The organism is Actinoplanes subtropicus (genome assembly GCF_000721705.1).
GTDB lineage: Bacteria > Actinomycetota > Actinomycetes > Mycobacteriales > Micromonosporaceae > Actinoplanes > Actinoplanes subtropicus.
Map to the genome: position 1 here is coordinate 109,885 of NZ_JOJL01000031.1, position 18,207 is coordinate 128,091.

10 protein-coding genes and 1 riboswitch are annotated in these 18,207 nt (G+C 72.4%); of the genes, 3 read left to right on the forward strand and 7 right to left on the reverse strand.

Going from position 1 to position 18,207, the window contains the following annotated elements; translation table 11 throughout:
* Nucleotides 1-18 precede the first annotated feature (18 nt).
* Nucleotides 19-5,652: an Ig-like domain-containing protein gene (locus tag IH26_RS0138095; protein WP_169789876.1), complete on the forward strand. Its 5,634-nt coding sequence runs from the start codon at nucleotides 19-21 to the stop codon at nucleotides 5,650-5,652.
* A gap of 73 nt (nucleotides 5,653-5,725) precedes the next feature.
* Here the strand turns inward: IH26_RS0138095 and groL are convergent, their stop codons facing one another.
* Nucleotides 5,726-7,348, reverse strand: a complete 1,623-nt coding sequence (gene groL, locus IH26_RS0138100; protein ID WP_030441146.1) for a chaperonin GroEL — start codon at nucleotides 7,346-7,348, stop codon at nucleotides 5,726-5,728.
* Between the two features lie 267 nt (nucleotides 7,349-7,615).
* Nucleotides 7,616-8,563, reverse strand: a complete 948-nt coding sequence (locus IH26_RS0138105; protein WP_157437581.1) for a hypothetical protein — start codon at nucleotides 8,561-8,563, stop codon at nucleotides 7,616-7,618.
* Between the two features lie 145 nt (nucleotides 8,564-8,708).
* Between IH26_RS0138105 and IH26_RS0138110 the strand changes: the two genes are divergently transcribed.
* The gene (locus tag IH26_RS0138110) at nucleotides 8,709-9,170 is read left to right on the forward strand and encodes a GNAT family N-acetyltransferase (protein ID WP_084599439.1); all 462 of its coding nucleotides are present in this window, start codon (nucleotides 8,709-8,711) and stop codon (nucleotides 9,168-9,170) included.
* Here the strand turns inward: IH26_RS0138110 and IH26_RS0138115 are convergent, their stop codons facing one another.
* From IH26_RS0138115 to IH26_RS0138130, 4 genes are all read right to left on the reverse strand, one after another.
* Nucleotides 9,171-10,130, reverse strand: a complete 960-nt coding sequence (locus IH26_RS0138115) for a GNAT family N-acetyltransferase (protein ID WP_030441149.1) — start codon at nucleotides 10,128-10,130, stop codon at nucleotides 9,171-9,173.
* A 244-nt stretch (nucleotides 10,131-10,374) separates the two neighbouring features.
* Complete coding sequence (thrC, locus tag IH26_RS0138120) at nucleotides 10,375-11,655, reverse strand: threonine synthase (protein WP_030441150.1); 1,281 nt, start codon at nucleotides 11,653-11,655, stop codon at nucleotides 10,375-10,377.
* A 10-nt stretch (nucleotides 11,656-11,665) separates the two neighbouring features.
* Nucleotides 11,666-11,801: riboswitch (SAM riboswitch) on the reverse strand.
* Between the two features lie 74 nt (nucleotides 11,802-11,875).
* Nucleotides 11,876-12,778, reverse strand: a complete 903-nt coding sequence (locus tag IH26_RS0138125) for an ABC transporter permease (RefSeq protein WP_051809249.1) — start codon at nucleotides 12,776-12,778, stop codon at nucleotides 11,876-11,878.
* A complete protein-coding gene (locus IH26_RS0138130) occupies nucleotides 12,775-15,558 on the reverse strand; it encodes an alpha/beta fold hydrolase (RefSeq protein ID WP_030441152.1) in 2,784 nt (927 codons plus the stop codon). The genes IH26_RS0138125 and IH26_RS0138130 overlap by 4 nt, the downstream gene beginning before the upstream one ends.
* Nucleotides 15,559-15,672: 114 nt before the next feature.
* On the opposite strand from IH26_RS0138130, the gene IH26_RS0138135 reads away from it, so the two are divergent.
* Entirely contained in the window at nucleotides 15,673-17,889 is a 2,217-nt protein-coding gene (locus IH26_RS0138135) for an AAA family ATPase (protein ID WP_030441153.1), read from the forward strand.
* Here IH26_RS0138135 and IH26_RS0138140 read toward each other — a convergent pair.
* Nucleotides 17,886-18,197 (reverse strand): DUF3263 domain-containing protein, encoded by a 312-nt coding sequence (locus IH26_RS0138140; protein ID WP_030441154.1) that lies wholly within the window; start codon nucleotides 18,195-18,197, stop codon nucleotides 17,886-17,888. The two genes, IH26_RS0138135 and IH26_RS0138140, sit on opposite strands and share 4 nt — an antisense overlap.
* Nucleotides 18,198-18,207 lie beyond the last annotated feature (10 nt).

Genomic DNA, 18,207 nt, shown 5'->3' on the forward strand with positions numbered 1-18,207 from the left:
GTGAAATAGATTCGGGTCGTGGGGGTCCGCCGGGCCGTCGCGGCCCTGGCGGTCGTGCTTGCCGTACTGCTGACCGGGACGGTTCTGGTCGCCGGCCGCGCCGAGGCGAGCATCACGACGCCGTTCGGCATCCGGTTCCAGACCAACACCAACGGCGCGATCCTGCTACGCGGCAACTCGAACCTGACCTGCGTGACCGCGCTGGCCAACTGCACCTCGGCGCGGAACGGCACGGCCGTCGGGGCCAACCTCAACAACAACACGTACGCGATGGCCTACACCGACGCGGACGGCAACCCGGCCACCTTCAACGACAGCACCGCGACGATCACCATGCCGGTCGGCAGCACGGTGCTGTTCGCCGGGCTGTACTGGGGCGCCGACTCGGCCTCGGCACTGCGCAACCAGGTGAAGTTCAGCACGGACGGGGGTGCCACCTACGCCCCGGTCACGGCGAGCACGCTCTTTCCGAACGGCAGCATCTACCAGGGCTTCGCCGACGTGACCGCGCAGGTGGCGGCGGTCGGCAACGGGGTGTACGGGGTGGCGAACATCCAGGCGTCGACGGCCGCCGGGTCGTACGCGGGCTGGGCGCTGGTGATCGCCTACCACAATTCGGCCGACGACATGCGGGCGCTGCGCGTGTACGACGGCTTCGGCCAGGTCTCCGGCGGCAACACCAACATCCCGGTGACCGGCTTCGAGACCCCGCACGCCGGCGCGGTGCACGCGAAGATCGGCGCGGTCACGTACGAGGGAGATCGCGGCACGACCGGCGACAGCCTCGAGGTCGACGGCCAGCCGCTCAGCGACGGCCAGAACCCGTCGAACAACTTTTTCAACAGCACGGTGAGCGACTCGGCCACTGCGGTAGGCGGGCGCAATCCGGGCTACTCGAACCTGCTCGGCTTCGACGTCGACCAGGTGGACGCGTCCGGGATGTTCGGTAACAACGTCACCTCGACGACGCTCACCCTGACCACCAGCGGCGATCAGTACTACCCGGGCGTGCTCACCTTCACCATCGACCTCTACGCCCCCAAGATCACCACCACCCTCACCGGCACCGATCTCAACGGCGGCGACCTGCTGCCGGGCGACATCCTGGAATACAAGATCGCCGTGAGCAACGACGGCAGCGACACCGCCGACGCCGTACGCCTGGACGACGCCATCCCGCCCTGGACCAGTTACGTGCCGGGCTCGCTGACCGTGCAGGGCACGCCGGTCACCGACGCGGGCGACGGCGACGCCGGCTCGTACGGCTCCGGCGCGGCGAGCTGGACGCTGGGCTCGATCCCCTATCTGGGCACCACCTGGGTGACGCTGCGGGTCGTGGTGCAGACCGGCGTTCCGGTCGGGTACGCGATCACCAACCTGGTGAACGTCGGCTACACCGGGCGCACCACCGGGGTCAGCGTCGCCGCGGCCGGCGGCACGTCCGCCACCACCGTGCTGCAGCCGCATGACGATCTGGCCGCCGGGCTGACCGTGGCCCCGTCGTTCGTGTCGCGCTCCGCCACCCCGGTGGCGGTGAGTTACACGGCCACCGTCACCAACGCGAGCGGCGACCTCGAGCCGGCCGCCGTCGCCACGCTCACCCTGCCCACCGGCGTCTCGGCCGACACGATGCCGCCCGACTGCTCGGTCGCCGGCCAGGTCGTCACCTGCGCGCTCGGCCCGCTGGTGGCTGGCAGCTCGGCGAGCGCCGTCGTGCCGGCGACGGTGGACAACACCGCCGCGGCGAGCGCGGTCGCGTCGGTCACCGCCTCCGGCACCGGCTCGGACGCCAACGCGGCGAACGACACCGGCTCCGCCGCGCTCGCCGTCAACAGTTCGCCGCAGGCCGTCGACGACAGCGCGAGCACCCCGTTCGCCACCCCGGTCATCATCGACGTACGCGCCAACGACTCGGACCCGGACGACCCGGCGAGCAGCCTGGTCGTCTCGGTGGCCGGCGGCCCGGCGCACGGCGCCGCGGTGGTGGACGCCGACCAGACCGTGACCTACACCCCCGACCCGGACTGGGCCGGCACCGACACGTTCACCTACGAGCTGGACGATCCGAACGGTGGCTCGAACACCGCGACGGTCAGGGTGACCACGCAGGACGCGGCGCCGATCGCCCAGGACGACATGATCAATACGCCGACCAACACCGCGGTCACGCTCGACGTACGGCAGAACGACGTGGACCCGAACCACGACCCGCTCACCGTCGTCGGGGTCACCCAGCCGGCGGGCGGCGGCACGGTGACCTTCACGGGTACCGGGGTCACCTTCACCCCGACCATGGGTTTCGCCGGGACGGCCACCTTCGGCTACACGGTGAGCGACGGCAGCCTGACCGACACGGCGACGGTGTCGGTGGACGTGGAGAACGCGGCGCCCACGGCGGCGAACGACGGGCTGAGCGTGTCGTACGCGGCCGCACGGGCCGGCGTGACGGTGCCGGTGACCGCCAACGACACCGACCCGAACCACGACACGCTGACCGTCACCGCGGTCGGCTCGCCGGGCGCGCTGGCCGGCGGGGTGGTCACCTACACCGCACCGGCGGGCTTCTCCGGCGACGCCACCTTCTCGTACACGATCAGCGACGGCCACGGCGGCACGGACACCGCCCAGGTCACGGTGACCGTCGCGGACGCGCCGCCGGTCGCCCAGCCGTTCACCGAGACCACCGGCTACCGCACCGCGCTCACCCTGGACGTGCTGGCCGTGGCCACCGACCCGAACGGCGACACGCTGCACGTCTCCGGCACGACCGCCGCCGCGCACGGGGTGGTCACCCGCGACCCGGGCGGCACGCTCACCTACCTGCCCGATGTCGGCTACTCGGGGGCGGACTCGTTCTCGTACACGATCGACGACGGCAACGGCGGCAGCGACACCGAGACCGTCGCGGTGACCGTGGACAACGGGCTGGCGGTGGCCCGGGACGACTGGGTGACCGGGATCGGCGGCACCCCACTGGTGATCAATGAGCGGGCCAACGACGACGACGATCCGAACGGCGAGACCCTCGATGTCGCGGTCGACGTTCCGCCGGGGCACGGCAGCGCGGCGGTGGGCGGGGACGGGCGGATCACGTACGTCCCGGCCGCGCACTTCCTCGGCAACGACACGTTCCACTACACGCTGGACGACGGGCACGGCACCCCGGTCGGCGCCACGGTGACGGTGACCGTCGTGAACACCGCGCCGGTGGCCCGGGACGACGCGGCGACCACCGACACGAACACCGCGGTCATCGTGCCGGTGCTGGCCAACGACGGCGACCCCAACGGCGACCTCGTGACGCTCTCCGCGGTCGCGACGGGCGGGCACGGGACGGTCACCGCCAACAACGACGGCACGATCACGTACGACCCGGACAGCGGCTACCTGGGCGACGACTTCTTCGTCTACTCGATCCGGGACCCGGCCGGCCTCACCGACACGGCGATGGTCACGGTCACGGTCCGCAACGGCGCGCCGGTCGCGCACGACGACCACTTCGCGGCCCGGCCCGGCGTCCCGGTCGCGCTCCCGGTGCTGGCCAACGACCACGACCCGAACACCGGGCAGACCATCAAGATCGACTCGGTCACCACGCCCGCCATGGGCACGCTCACGCTGGCCGGTGGCGCGCTCACCTACCGGGCCAACCCGTTCACGGCCGGCCCGGACGGCTTCGACTACGTGATCAGCGACGACCTCGGGGCGACCGACACCGCGCACGTCACGATCGCCATCAACGGCGTGCCCTCGGCGGTCGACGACACCGTGGCGGTGCCGGCCGACACCGCGGTCGACATCCCGGTACTGGCCAACGACACCGACCCGGAGTCGGGGCCGCTCACGGTGACCTCGGCCGGCCGGCCCGGGCACGGCGCCACCCGGCTCAACCCGAACCAGACGGTCGAGTACCGGCCCGATCCCGGCTTCATGGGGACCGACGTCTTCGGGTACACGATCGTCGACGACGTCGGCAACACCGACAGCGCCTGGGTCACCGTGCAGGTCGCGGACGCGGCGCCGGTGGCCCGGCCGGACACGGCGGCGCTGCTCTCCGACCGGACCGTGCTGGTCGACGTGCTCGCCAACGACAGCGACGCCAACCCGGGCCAGACGATCACCCTGGACTCGGCCGGGCCGGCCGGCCACGGGACCACCTCGATCACGGCCGGCAAGGTCGAATATGCGCCGGCGGCCGGTTACGTCGGGCCGGACACGTTCCCGTACGAGATCGACGACGGCAACGGCGGCACGGCGACCGGGACGGTCACGATCACGGTCTCCGACGGCATACCGGTGGCGGTGCCCGACTCGGTCACGACCCCCTACGAACACCCGGCCGTGATCAACGTGCTGGCCAACGACCTCGACCCGGCCGGCTCGCTGGCCGTCACCTCGGTCGGCGCGCCCGACCACGGCACGGCCGGCTTCACGGCGAGCACGGTGATCTACACGCCGCCGGCCGGGTTCGCCGGCCCGGCCACACTGACGTACACGGCGACCGACGACGCCGGGCACCGCACCGCGGCCACGGTCGAGATCCTCGTCGGGGTGCCGCCCTCGGTGCCGAACAAGCTGGTCACCGTGGTGAACGGCCGCAACGTCGACATCTCGCTGCCACTCACCGGCCAGGACGGGCGTACGGTCGTCCCGCTTCGGGTCGGCCGCCCGGCGCACGGCACGGCGGTGCTCAACCCGGACGGGACGGTCACCTACGTCCCCGATCCGGGCTTCGCCGGGACCGACAGCTTCACGTACGAGGTGATCGACGCCAACGGCAACGTGGCTCTGGCGATCGTCCGCGTGGTGGTCCCGGCCTCCCCGACGCCGTCCCCATCGCCGTCTCCGTCCCCGTCGCTCTCCTCATCGGTCTCGCCGTCACCGTCGCTCTCGCCGTCCCTCTCGCCGTCGCCCAAGCCCCCGGCGGGCGCGCCCCCGGCTCATCGCAATCGGCCCCCGACAGCGGCCGACGATTCCGTGACGCTCGTCGCCGGCGACACCGTGGTGATCCGGCCGCTGCTCAACGACCACGACCCGGACGGCGACCCGCTCCGGCTGGTCGCGATCCGCCCCCCACGGCACGGCACGGCCGTCATGACCGCGTCGACCATCACCTACCGCGCCGACGCCGCCGGCACCGACGCCCATAGCACCGACGCGCCGGGCACCGACGCGCCGGGTACCGAGGCCGTGGGAACCAACGCCGTGGGAAACAATGCCGCGCGCACCGATGCCGCGGAAAGCGACGCCATCGGCTACACGGTCGACGACCGCCACGGCGGCCGGGCCACCGCGAGCGTGCGGATCCACATAGTGCCGGTCGCCGCCCTGCCCACCACCGGCCACAACGTGCTGGCCGTAGCGCGGGCCAGCTTCCTGGCCATCCTCACCGGCGCCGGACTGTGGCTCGGCGGACGCCGCCGGGAGCCCGCCGGGACGCGGCTCGGCGGACGCCGCCGGGACCCCGCCGGGACGCGGCTCGGCGGACGCCGCCGGGACCCCGCCGGGACGCGGCTCGGCGGACGCCACCGGGACCCCGCCGGGACGCGGCTCGGCGGACGCCACCGGGACCCCGCCGGGACGCGGCTCGCCGGACCCAGCCGGAACCCCACCGCGACGCCGCCGGCACGACGTCGCCGGCGGCGGTCCTGAGCCGGCGCCCCGGGCACGCAAAAGGCGGGCCGCCGAAGCGACCCGCCTTCCGGTTGTTGCTGAGGGGCTGGACTCAGAAGTCCATGTCCCCGCCGCCCGGAGCGCCGGCCGGGGCCGGGGTCTTCTCGGGCTTGTCGGCCACGACGGCCTCGGTGGTGAGGAACAGCGCGGCGATCGACGCGGCGTTCTGCAGCGCCGAGCGGGTGACCTTGGCCGGGTCGATGATGCCCGCGGCCAGCAGGTCGACGTACTCGCCGGTCGCGGCGTTGAGGCCGTGACCCGCGTCGAGGTTGCGCACCTTCTCCACCACGACGCCGCCCTCGAGGCCGGCGTTCACGGCGATCTGACGCAGCGGGGCGTCGAGCGCGAGCTTCACGATCTGCGCACCGGTCGCCTCGTCGCCGACCAGGTCGAGCTTCTCGAACGCGGTCTTGCCGGCCTGCACCAGGGCGACGCCACCACCGGGCACGATGCCCTCCTCGACGGCCGCCTTCGCGTTACGAACGGCGTCCTCGATGCGGTGCTTGCGCTCCTTGAGCTCGACCTCGGTGGCCGCGCCGACCTTGATGACCGCAACACCGCCGGCCAGCTTGGCCAGACGCTCCTGCAGCTTCTCGCGGTCGTAGTCGGAGTCCGACTTCTCGATCTCGGCGCGGATCTGGTTGACCCGGCCCTGGATCTGCTCGGCGTTGCCGCCACCGTCGACGATGGTGGTCTCGTCCTTGGTGATGACGACCTTGCGAGCGGTGCCCAGCAGGCTGAGGTCGGCGTTGTCGAGCTTGAGGCCGACCTCCTCGCTGATGACGGCGCCACCGGTCAGGATGGCGATGTCCTCCAGCATGGCCTTGCGGCGGTCACCGAAGCCCGGGGCCTTGACGGCGACGGACTTGAAGGTGCCGCGCACCTTGTTGACCACCAGGGTCGCCAGGGCCTCGCCCTCGACGTCCTCGGCGATGATGATCAGCGGCTTGCCGCCCTGCATGACCTTCTCCAGCACGGGGAGCAGGTCCTTCACGGCGGAGATCTTGCTGTTCGCGATCAGGATGTACGGGTCGTCGAAGACGGCCTCCATCCGCTCGGCGTCGGTCATGAAGTACGCCGAGATGTAACCCTTGTCGAAGCGCATGCCCTCGGTGAGCTCGAGCTCGAGGCCGAAGGTGTTGCTCTCCTCGACGGTGATGACGCCTTCCTTGCCGACCTTGTCCATGGCCTCGGCGATGATCTCGCCGACCGTGGAGTCACCGGCGGAGATGGAGGCGGTGGAGGCGATCTGCTCCTTGGTCTCCACGTCCTTGGCGATCTGCGAGAGACCCTCGGAGACGCTCGCCACGGCGGCCTCGATGCCCCGCTTCAGGGCCATCGGGTTGGCGCCGGCGGCCACGTTGCGCAGGCCCTCCCGGACCAGCGCCTGGGCCAGGACGGTCGCCGTCGTCGTGCCGTCACCGGCGACGTCGTCGGTCTTCTTCGCGACCTCCTTGACCAGCTCGGCGCCGATCTTCTCGTAGGAGTCCTCGAGCTCGATCTCCTTGGCGATCGATACGCCGTCGTTGGTGATGGTGGGGGCGCCCCACTTCTTCTCCAGCACGACGTTGCGGCCCTTGGGGCCGAGCGTCACCTTGACGGCGTCGGCGAGCTGGTTCATACCCCGCTCGAGGCCCCGACGAGCTTCCTCGTCGAATGCGATGATCTTGGCCATACGGCGTTGTCCTCCTGGACACGATGCAGAAAGAAACTCTGCGCGGAACTCTGCGGACGTCGCCACCTGGCGATGCGACGTCCTCAGGCCGAGCCGGATAGCCCGCGACGACCGGCCCCGTGCCCCGGCGCCGATGGCGGCACCGCGACCGGAACCCCACCGTCCCGACCTGCTTGGCACTCAGCGGTCGCGAGTGCCAATGACCTGTTTAGCACTCCCGGGGGGCGAGTGCAAGGAAACGCCACCTTGCGCGCAGGCGGCCCGCGGTCACTCCGGCTCGGGCGCGGATAGCTCGGCGAACAGCGACTCGCTGGTCACCCGGCTGTCGGCCCGGCGAGCCTGCGCATACGTCACCAGGGCGGCGATCGCCCAGAGCAGAACGGTCGCCACGGCCACCGCGGTCGAGGCCATCCCGCCCGCGAGGCCGCCCCAGGCCGCGTCGGTCAGCCGGGGCAGCACGGTGACCCCGAGCGCGGCCGCCGCCAGGCCGCCCAGCCGGGCCCGCGAGCACAGGTGCTGGGCCCGGCGGCGGCCGTGCTCCCGCTCGATCAGCACGACGCAGCCCAGCACGCCGATGAAGGTGAGCACGGCGGTGGAGAGCGCGCCCAGCCCGATCGCGAGCGGCACCGCCACGGCCGCGCCCAGCCGGTCGGCGGTGAGCAGCAGCGGCAGCGCCTGGGTCAGCAGGCTGAACGCGGCGAACCAGAGCCAGAGCGGGCGCAGCCGGTTGGCCACCAGCCGCCACACCCGGCGCGGGCCCGGCCGGGCGCCGGACGCGGCCTCGGCAACGGCCACCGCGACCGTGCCGGCCAGCGCGAGCACCAGCGGCAGGGCGGAGACCGCGAAATACGCCAGCCACATCAGCGGGAGCAACAGCAGGCCGAAGCCGCCCAGCAGGTCGGAGAGGGCCGGGGCGGCCACCACGGTGTCATCCACCCGGCCCACGAAGAAGTGCATCGGCAGCGCGGCGATCAGGCCGATCGGCAGCAGGCCGGGGGCGCAGCGGCGGAGCACCCCGCGCCAGCGGTCGAACCAGCCGGGCAGGCCGGCGTCGCGCGGCGGGACGATCGGATCATCCGTATCCGGCTCGTCGAGGGGCGGGACGGGCTCGCCGGGGCGGTTGAGCTCGGCCGTACGGGACTCCGGGTCCCAGGGGTCGGCGGCCTCCACCACCGGGCCCTGGACCATGCGCATATGGCCCTCGCCCGAATCCATCGACACACTTTGCCTCAACCGGGGCCGGCTCGGCCACCCCGTCCGGTTTGCGCAACCGGGTTGCCAGGTCAGCGCGGCACAGGGTAGTGAGAACAGCGTGAACAGCTGGCGCGTGCACCGGGTGACCGTCGAGGACGCCGCCCGCATGCGCGCGCTGCGGCTGGAGATGCTGGCCGACAATCCGATCGCCTTCCTGGAGACGCTGGCCCAGGCGGCGGCCCGCCCGCACGAGGCGTTCCGGCAGCGGCTGGCCCAGGCGGCGCACGGCGGGCGACTGGCGCAGTTCGTCGCCGACCCGGGCGGCCGGGCCCGGCTGATCGGGCACGCCGGCGGCACGGTCCTGCCCGAGACCCCCGGCGAGACGGTGGTCTTCGCGGTCTACGTGACCCCCGAGCACCGCGGCGGCAAGGTGCTGGCCGAGCTGGTCGAGGCGGTGGCCGGATGGTCCCGGGCGAGCGGGCGGGAGCGGCTCATGCTCGAGGTGGTGGAGGGCAACCGGCGCGCGGTCCGGGCGTACGAAAAGCTGGGTTTCGAGGACACCGGCGAGCGGGTGCCGCATCCGGTGCTGCCCGCACTGACCGAGCTGCGCATGCGCCGGCCCATCTAGCTAGAGGGTCATCTGCCAGTAGGTCAGCGAGTCGATCGGCCGGAAGCCGATCGCCCGGTTGATCCGCAGCATGTGCTCGTTGGAGGCGGCGTTGCAGGTGTCGATCCGTTCGAGGCCGGGGCGCAGCGAGCGGACGTGCCCGAGGTTGGCGATCTTCACGAGCGTGCCGAGCCGGCGGCCGCGGTGCGCGGGCTCGACCATCGTGATGTTCTGCCAGGCGTGCGCCTCGCCGACCGCGTCGCCGGCGATCTTCGTCCAGGCGACCAGCCGCGAGCCGTACAGCACGCCGGCGTGGTAGCTGATCCGCCCGCGCCGGGCCGCGCGCAGCTCGCCCTCGCGGATCCTCTCGGCGTCGGGCCGGGCCGGCGCCGGCGGAAGATCGTCGAGCAGGCTGTCCAGGTACGCGACGTCGTGGATGATCTTCGCGGGCGGCACCCCGGTCCAGTGGGTCAGGCGATACCCGGCGGCGTGCCGCCAGGCCTCCGCATACCGGCGATCGAGCCGTGTCTGGTCTACCCGGCGCAGGTCGAGGCGGCTGCGTACCTCCTCGAGGCCGGGCTTGGCGGCCATCGCGGCGGCGAACATCGACCCGTCCGGGTGCCGGGACAGCACCCGGCCGACCACGCTCTTGCGGCCGGCCGCCCGGGCCCGCTCGACGACCATGTCGATCAGCGCCCGGCCCACCCCGCGGCGGCGGTACCCGGGCAGCACCGACAGCTGAACCTGAACGTCGCCCAGATTGTCGAGATTAGGGATTTCCATGTCGACATATCCGACCGGCGCCCCGTCCACGTAGGCCAGATAGTGCTCATGATCGGAACCGGGCCACGGGTGGACGAGCCGGGCGACGAAGTTGTCCCGGGAGATGACCGGAATATCGGGCTTGTCGTGAACCTCGCAGGCCCGGAAGATCTCGTACGCGTCGGCCGGCGCGACGAGAGGACCCACCAAAAGGCTCATGGCCGCCACCGTTGCAGGCGGCGACCATGAGCGCTAGAGCTTTTGGTCGGGAGGAGCTGACGCACAGCGCCTCCGGCACTGGGGTCGTTGGGCACCTCGAGAGATTGTCGCCAAGCTCGAAAGGTGAGGGGCCTCGTACGGCGTCGGCCCTCCCGCAGAGAGCATCCTGCCGATACCGAGATCCCGGCGCAAGTCCTCCGAGGATGGAATCTTCAACTTAAGGCAGAGGTACAGTTACCGTCCGTTATCCCAGCAGGCCGGCTTCGCGGGCCCCGCGCAGCGACGGCTTGATCTGATGCGTCGGCCCGACCAGGCCGGACACCGCGTCGAGCGTCTTGAGGCCCTCGCCGGTGTTGAAGACGACCGTCTCCTTCTCCGGGTCGAGCTTTCCGCTCGCCACCAGCTTCTTGAACACCGCGACGGTGGTGCCGCCGGCGGTCTCGGCGAAGACGCCGGCGGTCTCGGCGAGCAGCCGGATACCGGCGCGGATCTCGTCGTCGTCGGCGTAATCCATCCAGCCGCCGGTGCGCCGGACCGACTCGATCGCGTACGCCCCGGCGGCCGGGTCGCCGATGTTGAGCGACTTGGCGATGCCGGTCGGCTTCACCGGGATGATCTCGTCGGTGCCCTTGTGCAGCGCCACGGCGATCGGGTTGCAGCCGGCCGATTGGGCGCCGAAGACGGTCCAGCCGCCCTCCGGCGCGGTGGCCAGGCCGATCTCGACCAGCTCCTGGAACGCCTTGTCCACCTTGGTGAGCAGCTCGCCGGAGGCCATCGGGATGACCACTTGGGCCGGGATGCGCCAGCCGAGCTGCTCGGCGACCTCGTAGCCGAGCGTCTTCGAGCCCTCGGCGTAGAACGGGCGCACGTTCACGTTGACGAACGCGGTGTCCTCGAACTCGTCGGTCTCGACCAGTTCGCCGCAGAGCCGGTTGACGTCGTCGTAGGAGCCCTCGATGGCGACCAGGTCGCCGCCGTAGACCGCGGTGGTGACGACCTTGCCCTGCTCCAAGTCGTACGGGATGAAGACGATGCTCGGCGCGCCGGCCCGGGCCGCGTGGGCGGCGACCGAGTTGGCCAGGTTGCCGGTGGAGGCGCAGGCGAAGCGGGTGAAGCCGAGGCCGCGGGCGGCGGTGAGGGCGACCGAGACCACCCGGTCCTTGAACGAGTGGGTGGGGTTGGCCGAGTCGTCCTTGACCCACAGCGGCGCGCGCAGGCCCACGGCGGCGGCCAGGGCGGGCGCGCTGACCAGCGGGGTCAGGCCGGGGTCGAGGGTGACCCGGGTGGCCGGGTCCTGTCCGGCCGGGAGCAGCCCCGCGTACCGCCAGATGTTGTTCGGCCCGGCTTCGATCTGCTCACGGGTCACCCGCGCGAGGGCGGCCTGGTCGTAGGCCACCTCGAGCGGGCCGAAACATTCGTAACAGGCATGCTGGGCGATCAGCGGGTATTCCGCGCCGCACGCGCGGCAGACGAGGCCACGGGCCGGGGAGTCGGTGGTCGAGGGTGTGCTGACGGCAGACGTCATCGAGGCCTTCCTCTCATCTTTCCCCGCCGGCGGCCTGCCAGGACGGGGACGGAATTAGCACCTGCCGCGCGCGGCCTCTTCATCGAGACTTCGCGGTGGTTGCCGGGGCTTCAACGGGCCGTTCCCTCTGCCCCTCTGGATGAGGTATTCAGTTGTGTTTCCAACACACTACGTCCTGCCCCGCTGATCGTTCGCATCTCATCCCGAGGTGTGAGCGAAGCTACGAGGTTATGTCCTTCCGGGTGAAGCGCCAGAACGCCAGCGACCAGAAGAGCGTGGCGTAACAGACCGCGGCTATCGCGCCCTTGACCAGGTCATCCACCTGCGGCGGGGTGGAGAGCAACCCGAGCCAGGCGTCGCTGTAGTGGGTGGGCAGGCCGACCCGGATGCTGCCCAGCGCGGTGATCTGGTCGAGGATGCTGGAGAGGATCCAGAGCAGCACGGCGCCGCCGACCGCGCCCAGTGCCGCGTCGGTCAGCGTGGAGAGCAGGAAGGCCAGGCCGGCCACCACCATCAGGATGATCGCCAGATAGCCGACCACCGCGAGCAGCCGCAGCACCCCCTGGCCCGGCGGGATCGCGGCGGCCACGGTGCTGCCGAGCGGATGCCAGCCGTACCGGAGGGTGCCGACCAGCAGGCCCGTCGCCGTCAAGATCAAGAGCGCGAGCAGCGAGTACGCGAGCGCCACCACCAGCTTGACCGCGAGCAGCCGGACCCGGGGCACCGGGATCGCCAGCAGGTAGCGCAGGCTGCCCCAGCTCGCCTCGCTGGCCACCGGGTCGCCGCAGAACAGCGCCACGACCACGACCAGCAGGAACCCGGCCGAGACCGCGAGGCAGAACAGGGCGAAGTTCAGCCCGCCCGAGGTGGCCAGGTCGACCAGGCTGCCGAACGCGCCGCCCCCGTTCTGGTCGTTGTTGTCGCTGTTGTTCGAGCCGAACTCGAAGGCGATCAGGATGATGACCGGCAACAAAACCATGAAACCCAGGGCCAATTGCGTACGCCGACGCGTGGCCTGCCGTTTCACCTCGGCCCACACCGGCAGCGTGGCGGCCGCCCTCCAGCCAACCGCCCCGCCCGCCGCCCTTGACCGGACTGCAGGCCTTTCCTCGACGGCGCTCATCTGTCTCCACTCCCCCGCGAGTTGTCGCCGACCAGGGCCAGGAACGCGTCCTCCAGCCGCCGGCGCGGCACCACCCGGTCGACGTCGACGCCGGCCCGCACCAGCGAGGCCACCACCTCCGCGCGCGGCGTGCCGTTCATGTCCACGATCAGGCCGGACGGGCCGTCGGGCGTCACCGAGCGCACGCCCAGGCCCTCGAGCACCTTCGACGCGGCCGGCACGTCCGAGACGTCGAGCAGCACCGAGGGCGAGTCGCCGACGATCTCGTCGACCGGGCCGGACGCGACAATCCGCCCCTTGTTCACCACCACGGCGTGCGTGCAGGTCTGCTCCACCTCGGCGAGCAGGTGGCTGGAGACCAGCACCGCCCGGCCGTCGGTCGCGTACCGCCGCAGCACCCGGCGCATCTCGGCGATCTGCGGCGGATCGAGACCGTCGGTCGGCTCGTCGAGCACGAGCAACTCGGGCAGGCCCAGCATGGCCTGGGCGATGGCGAGCCGCTGCCGCATGCCGTGGCTGTACTTGCGGGTCTTGCGGTGGATCGAGTCGCCGAGGCCGGCGATCTCCAGCGCCTCCTCGAAGTGCGCGTCCGCCTCCGGCCGGCCGGTGGCCCGCCAGTACGAGCGCAGGTTGTCGAGCCCGCTCAGGTGCGGGAGGAAGCCGGGGCCCTCGACCAGCGCGCCGATCCGGGACAGCACCGGCGCGCCCGGGCCGAGCTTGTGCCCGAAGACCAGGGCGTCGCCGCCGCTCGGCATGGTCAGGCCCATCAGCACCCGCAGCGTGGTGGTCTTGCCGGCGCCGTTCGGCCCGAGCAGGCCGACCACCTGGCCGCGCTCGACCGTGAAGCTGATCTCCTCGACCGCGACGAAGCCGTCCCCGTACGCCTTCCGCAGGTCGCGCACGACCAGCGGGGTGTCGGCGTACTCCTCGATCACCTCGTCGTGCCGGCGCCGCCGCAGCCGCCGGCGGACCAGCAGCACCACGGCCAGGCCGAGGACGATCGCCAGCACCAGGCCGGCCAGCACGTAGCGCCAGATCGTCTGCGGGTTGGCGATCGGGGTGCCGACCACGGTGGGCAGGGTGATCGCCGAGCCGGCCTGCACGGTGTAGACGGCCGGCCGGGCGGGCGTGAGGAACGCCTGGTCACTGGCGGCGACCACGACCCGTACGGTGTGGCCCGCGTCAATCCGCCGGACGATCGCCGGCAGGGTGACCGTGACCTCGCTCGCCTTGCCGATGTCGGCCGGCAGGCCGGTGAGCCGGACCGGCGCGACCAGGCCGGCGCTGAGCGTCTCGGCGCCCGACTGGTCGACGTCGTAGAGCTTGACGAAGAGCGTCGCCTCGCCGGTCGGCGAGGCCGCCCGCAGCCGCACGGTGGGCGCGCCGGCCACCTCGATCGCGCCGGTCACCGGGGTCGAGTCGAAGGTCGCGAACTGGCCCGGGACGTCGCCGGCGACGCCGCCGAGCAGTTCGCTGAGCCGGCCGCCGGAGCCGGGCAGCGAGGAGAGCGCGCCCGGATTGCCGTTCGGCGGGTTGGCGATCGGCTGCGCCGGGCCGGCGATGGCGACCTGGGTGCTACCGGTCCCGGTCAGGCCGGGGTATGCGTCGGTCGAGTAGCCGTTGGTCACCAGGCCCCGGTCGAGCGCGCTGAAGCCGGCCACCCGGGAGTAGGTGAAGCTGTTCGCGGGGGCGGCGCCGTCGCCCTTCACGTAGTGGTCGAGCCACTGGAGGGTGAGGTATTTGACCCTGTCCTGATCGGTCTTCGGACCGGCGCCGCCGTCGTGGCCGCCGGTGAACCAGGCGACCCGCACCGGGGTGCCGTTGGCGGCGATCCCGCGGGCATTCGCATCCGCCTCGGAGAGCGGGAACAGCGTGTCGACCTCGCCCTGGATCAGCAGCGTGGGCGCCTTGATCTTGTCGAGCACGGTGGCCGGGCTCGATTTCCGCAGCACCGCGCTGGTCGCCGCATCCGGCACACCGGTGGTCGCCAGCTGAAGATATGCCTGGCAGACGTCGGCCGCGAAGCGCCCACAGGCCGGGTCGGTCGCGCCGGCCCCGCCGCCGGCCCCCGCGTCGCCACCGGCGCCCAGGGTCGAGCCCAGCGCGGACTGGCCGGTGGCCGCGCCGTTGCCGAAGAAGAGGCCCGCCCAGCCCTTCTTGAAGACGCCGGTGGCCGTGGTGCCGGCGGACTGCGGCAGGAAGACGTTGGTGAAGTCGTTCCAGGTGATCGACGGGACGATCGCGTCGACCCGCGGGTCCTGCCCGGCGAGCAGCAGGGCCAGGCCGCCGCCGTACGAGCCGCCGACCACGCCGACCCGCGGGTCGCCGGGCGCGTCGAGGCGCACCTCGGGGCGGGCGGCCAGCCAGTCGAGCAGGCGCTGGGCGTCGCGCACCTCGTAGTCGGGGCTGTCCAGGTGGATCTGGCCGCCGCTGCGGCCGAAGCCCTGGGCGGTCCAGGTGAGCACCGCGTAACCCCGGTCGGCGAGGGACTCGGCGTCGGAGGCGACCGAATCCTTCGTACCGCCGAAGCCGTGCGCGAGCAGCACCGCGGGAACCCGGCCGCTGCGGTCGCGCGGCAGGTAGAAGCGGGTGTCGAGCTCGACCGGCTGATCGCCGGCCGGGCCGGTGCGCACGGTGATCCGCTGGTCGGTCGCCTTCCACCCGGGGGTGTCGGGCCAGACCGCCCAGCCGACCAGCCCGGCGACGAGCACGAGGACCACCGAGCCGGCGAGGAGACGGCGACGAGTGACCGCTTTACGGAGGCGGCCCGGCAATGACATGCAGCCAAAGCTATCCGGCCCGATCTGAGGCGCTGCTGTGAGTCATCTCAGGGGCATGACGGCGATAGCGTGTACCACTGGAATGGCCGGAAACGAAGACGGAGGCATCCCGCGGTGGCCGATGAACTCACGCTGACCGTAACTTTGCGGCCGGCCGCCCTCGACGCCCGCCGCGGCATCGTCCGGCTCCACCCCGAGGTGATGGCCGCCCTCGCGATCAACCCCGGCGATCCGGTACGCCTGGCCGGCAGCCGGACCACCGCCGGGGTCGCCGCCCGCGCCGAGGCGGATGCCAGCCGCGCCCTGCTCTACGCCGACGACCTGGTCATCGGCAATCTCGGCATGCGCGACGGCGGCCAGGTCACCATCGCGCCGCTGCCGGTGGTCGCGGCCCGCCGGGTCACGCTCACCGGCCCCGCCGAGATCGTCGCGGTGGTCTCCCCGGAGATGCTGCGGCTCGCCCTGCTCGGCAAGGTGGTCAGCGCCGGCGACGACGTCTCGCTGCTGCCGCAGGACGTGCTGCCCGCCGCCGCGCACCGCTCGCTGGTCGAGGCCGCCCGGCGCAGCCTGGCCAACCGGGTCGGCTACGGCTGGACCAGCGCCCTGCTCACCGTGACCGCGGTCGACGACACCGACGCCGCGCTGGTCACCATGGACACGGTGGTCGGCTGGGCGGACGGCTACCAGACCACCGGTGGCACCGCGGCCACCCCGGCCGTACGGTCGACCGCGCCGGCGACCACCGACCCCGAGGTGCCGCCGCCCAGCCTCGACGACCTGCCCGGCCTGCGCGCCCAGGCCAAGGAGCTGGAGGAGCTGCTCGACCTCGGCTTCCACCACGGCGAGGTGCTGGCCCGGCTCGGCACCAAGGTGTCGCTCGGCGTGCTGATCTCCGGCCCGTCCGGCTCGGGCAAGTCGGCCCTGGTCCGGGCGGTGGCCGCGCAGGTCGGCGCCCACGTCCTGCCGGCCTGGGCGCCGTCGCTGGCCGCGCTCACCAACGACGCGGCCGCCCAGCAGCTGCGCAGACTGGCCCAGGAGGCGCGCGGCTCGGCGCCGTCGGTGCTGCTCTTCTCGGATGTGGAGGCGCTCGCCCCGCGCGACGAGCCGGGGCCGCTGGCGACCGTGTTCCACCAGATGCTCGAAGAGACCGTGCGGGCCGGGGTCGCGGTGGTCTGCACGACCAGCCGGCCCGAGTCGGTCGACCCGTCGCTGCGCGCGCCCGACCTGCTCGCCGTGCAGCTGGCGGTGCCGCTGCCGGACGCGGCCATGCGCCGGGAACAGCTGGGGGTGCTCACCCGGGGCATGCCGCTGGCCGAGGACGTGCGGCTGGACGACGTCGCCGGGCGTACACCCGGATTTGTCGCCGCCGACCTCGGCGCGCTCGCCCGCGAGGCCGGGGTTCGCGCGGCCCTACGGCAGAAGGAAGCCGAGTCGCCCACGGTGACCATGGCCGATTTCGAGGCCGCGCTCGACGTGGTCCGGCCGACTTCGATGGCCGACTCGATGCTCGAGGTCGCCGCGGTGACCCTGGACGACGTCGGCGACCTGGCGGACGTCAAGCAGGTGCTCACCGAGTCGGTGCTGTGGCCGCTCACCTACCCCGACACGTTCGCCCGGCTGGGCGTCTCCCCGCCGCGCGGCGTGCTGCTCTACGGCCCTCCCGGCTGCGGCAAGACGTACCTGGTCAAGGCGATCGCCGGCACCGGCAAGGCCAACGTGCTCTCGGTCAAGGGCGCCGAGCTGCTCAGCAAGTGGGTCGGCGACAGCGAGCGGGCGGTACGCGAGCTGTTCCGGCGGGCCCGCGAGGCCGCCCCGACGCTGGTCTTCCTGGACGAGGTGGACGCGCTCGCGCCGACCCGCGGGCAGGCCACCGACGGCGGCACGGCCGACCGGGTGGTGGCGGCGCTGCTCACCGAGCTCGACGGGGTGGAGGAGCTGCGCAACGTGGTGGTGATCGGGGCGACGAACCGGCCCGACCTGATCGACCCGGCGCTGCTGCGGCCCGGGCGGCTGGAGCGGCTGGTCTACGTGCCGCCGCCGGACGGCGCGGCCCGGGCGGCGATCCTGCGGGCCTCGTCGAAGCAGGTGCCGCTGGACGCGTCGGTCGACCTGGACGCGCTGGGGGCCGACCTCGACGGCTTCTCGGCGGCCGACTGCGCGGCGCTGATCCGCGAGTCGGCGCTGGCCGCGATGCGCGACTCGCTGGAGGCGACCACCGTCACGGCGGCCAACGTGACGACCGCGCGCGAGCGGGTGCGGGCGTCGCTGGACCCGGCCCAGGTGGCCTGGCTTTCCGCGTACGCCCACGAACACCAACCAAGCGCGAGTTAGCGACGGCGCGTGCGTGCCCTCGTGGCCCGGAGGCGCCGCAGGCGGCCGACGAGAACCGGGTCGTGCTCGGTGGCCTCGGGCTTGTCGAGCAGGCCGTTGAGCAGCTGGTAATAGCGGGTCGAGGAGAGGCCGAAGGTGTCCCGGATGGCCTGCTCCTTGGCGCCGGCGTGCTTCCACCAGCGGGCTTCGAAGGCGAGGATCTCGAGCTCGCGCTCGGTCAGCCCGGGTTTGGCCTCGATGCCACGCTGGGTGGGGATCTGCTGGGCGGTTGATTCGTCGGCTGGGGGATCCGCGGCGGCGGGCTGCATGGCACTCCAA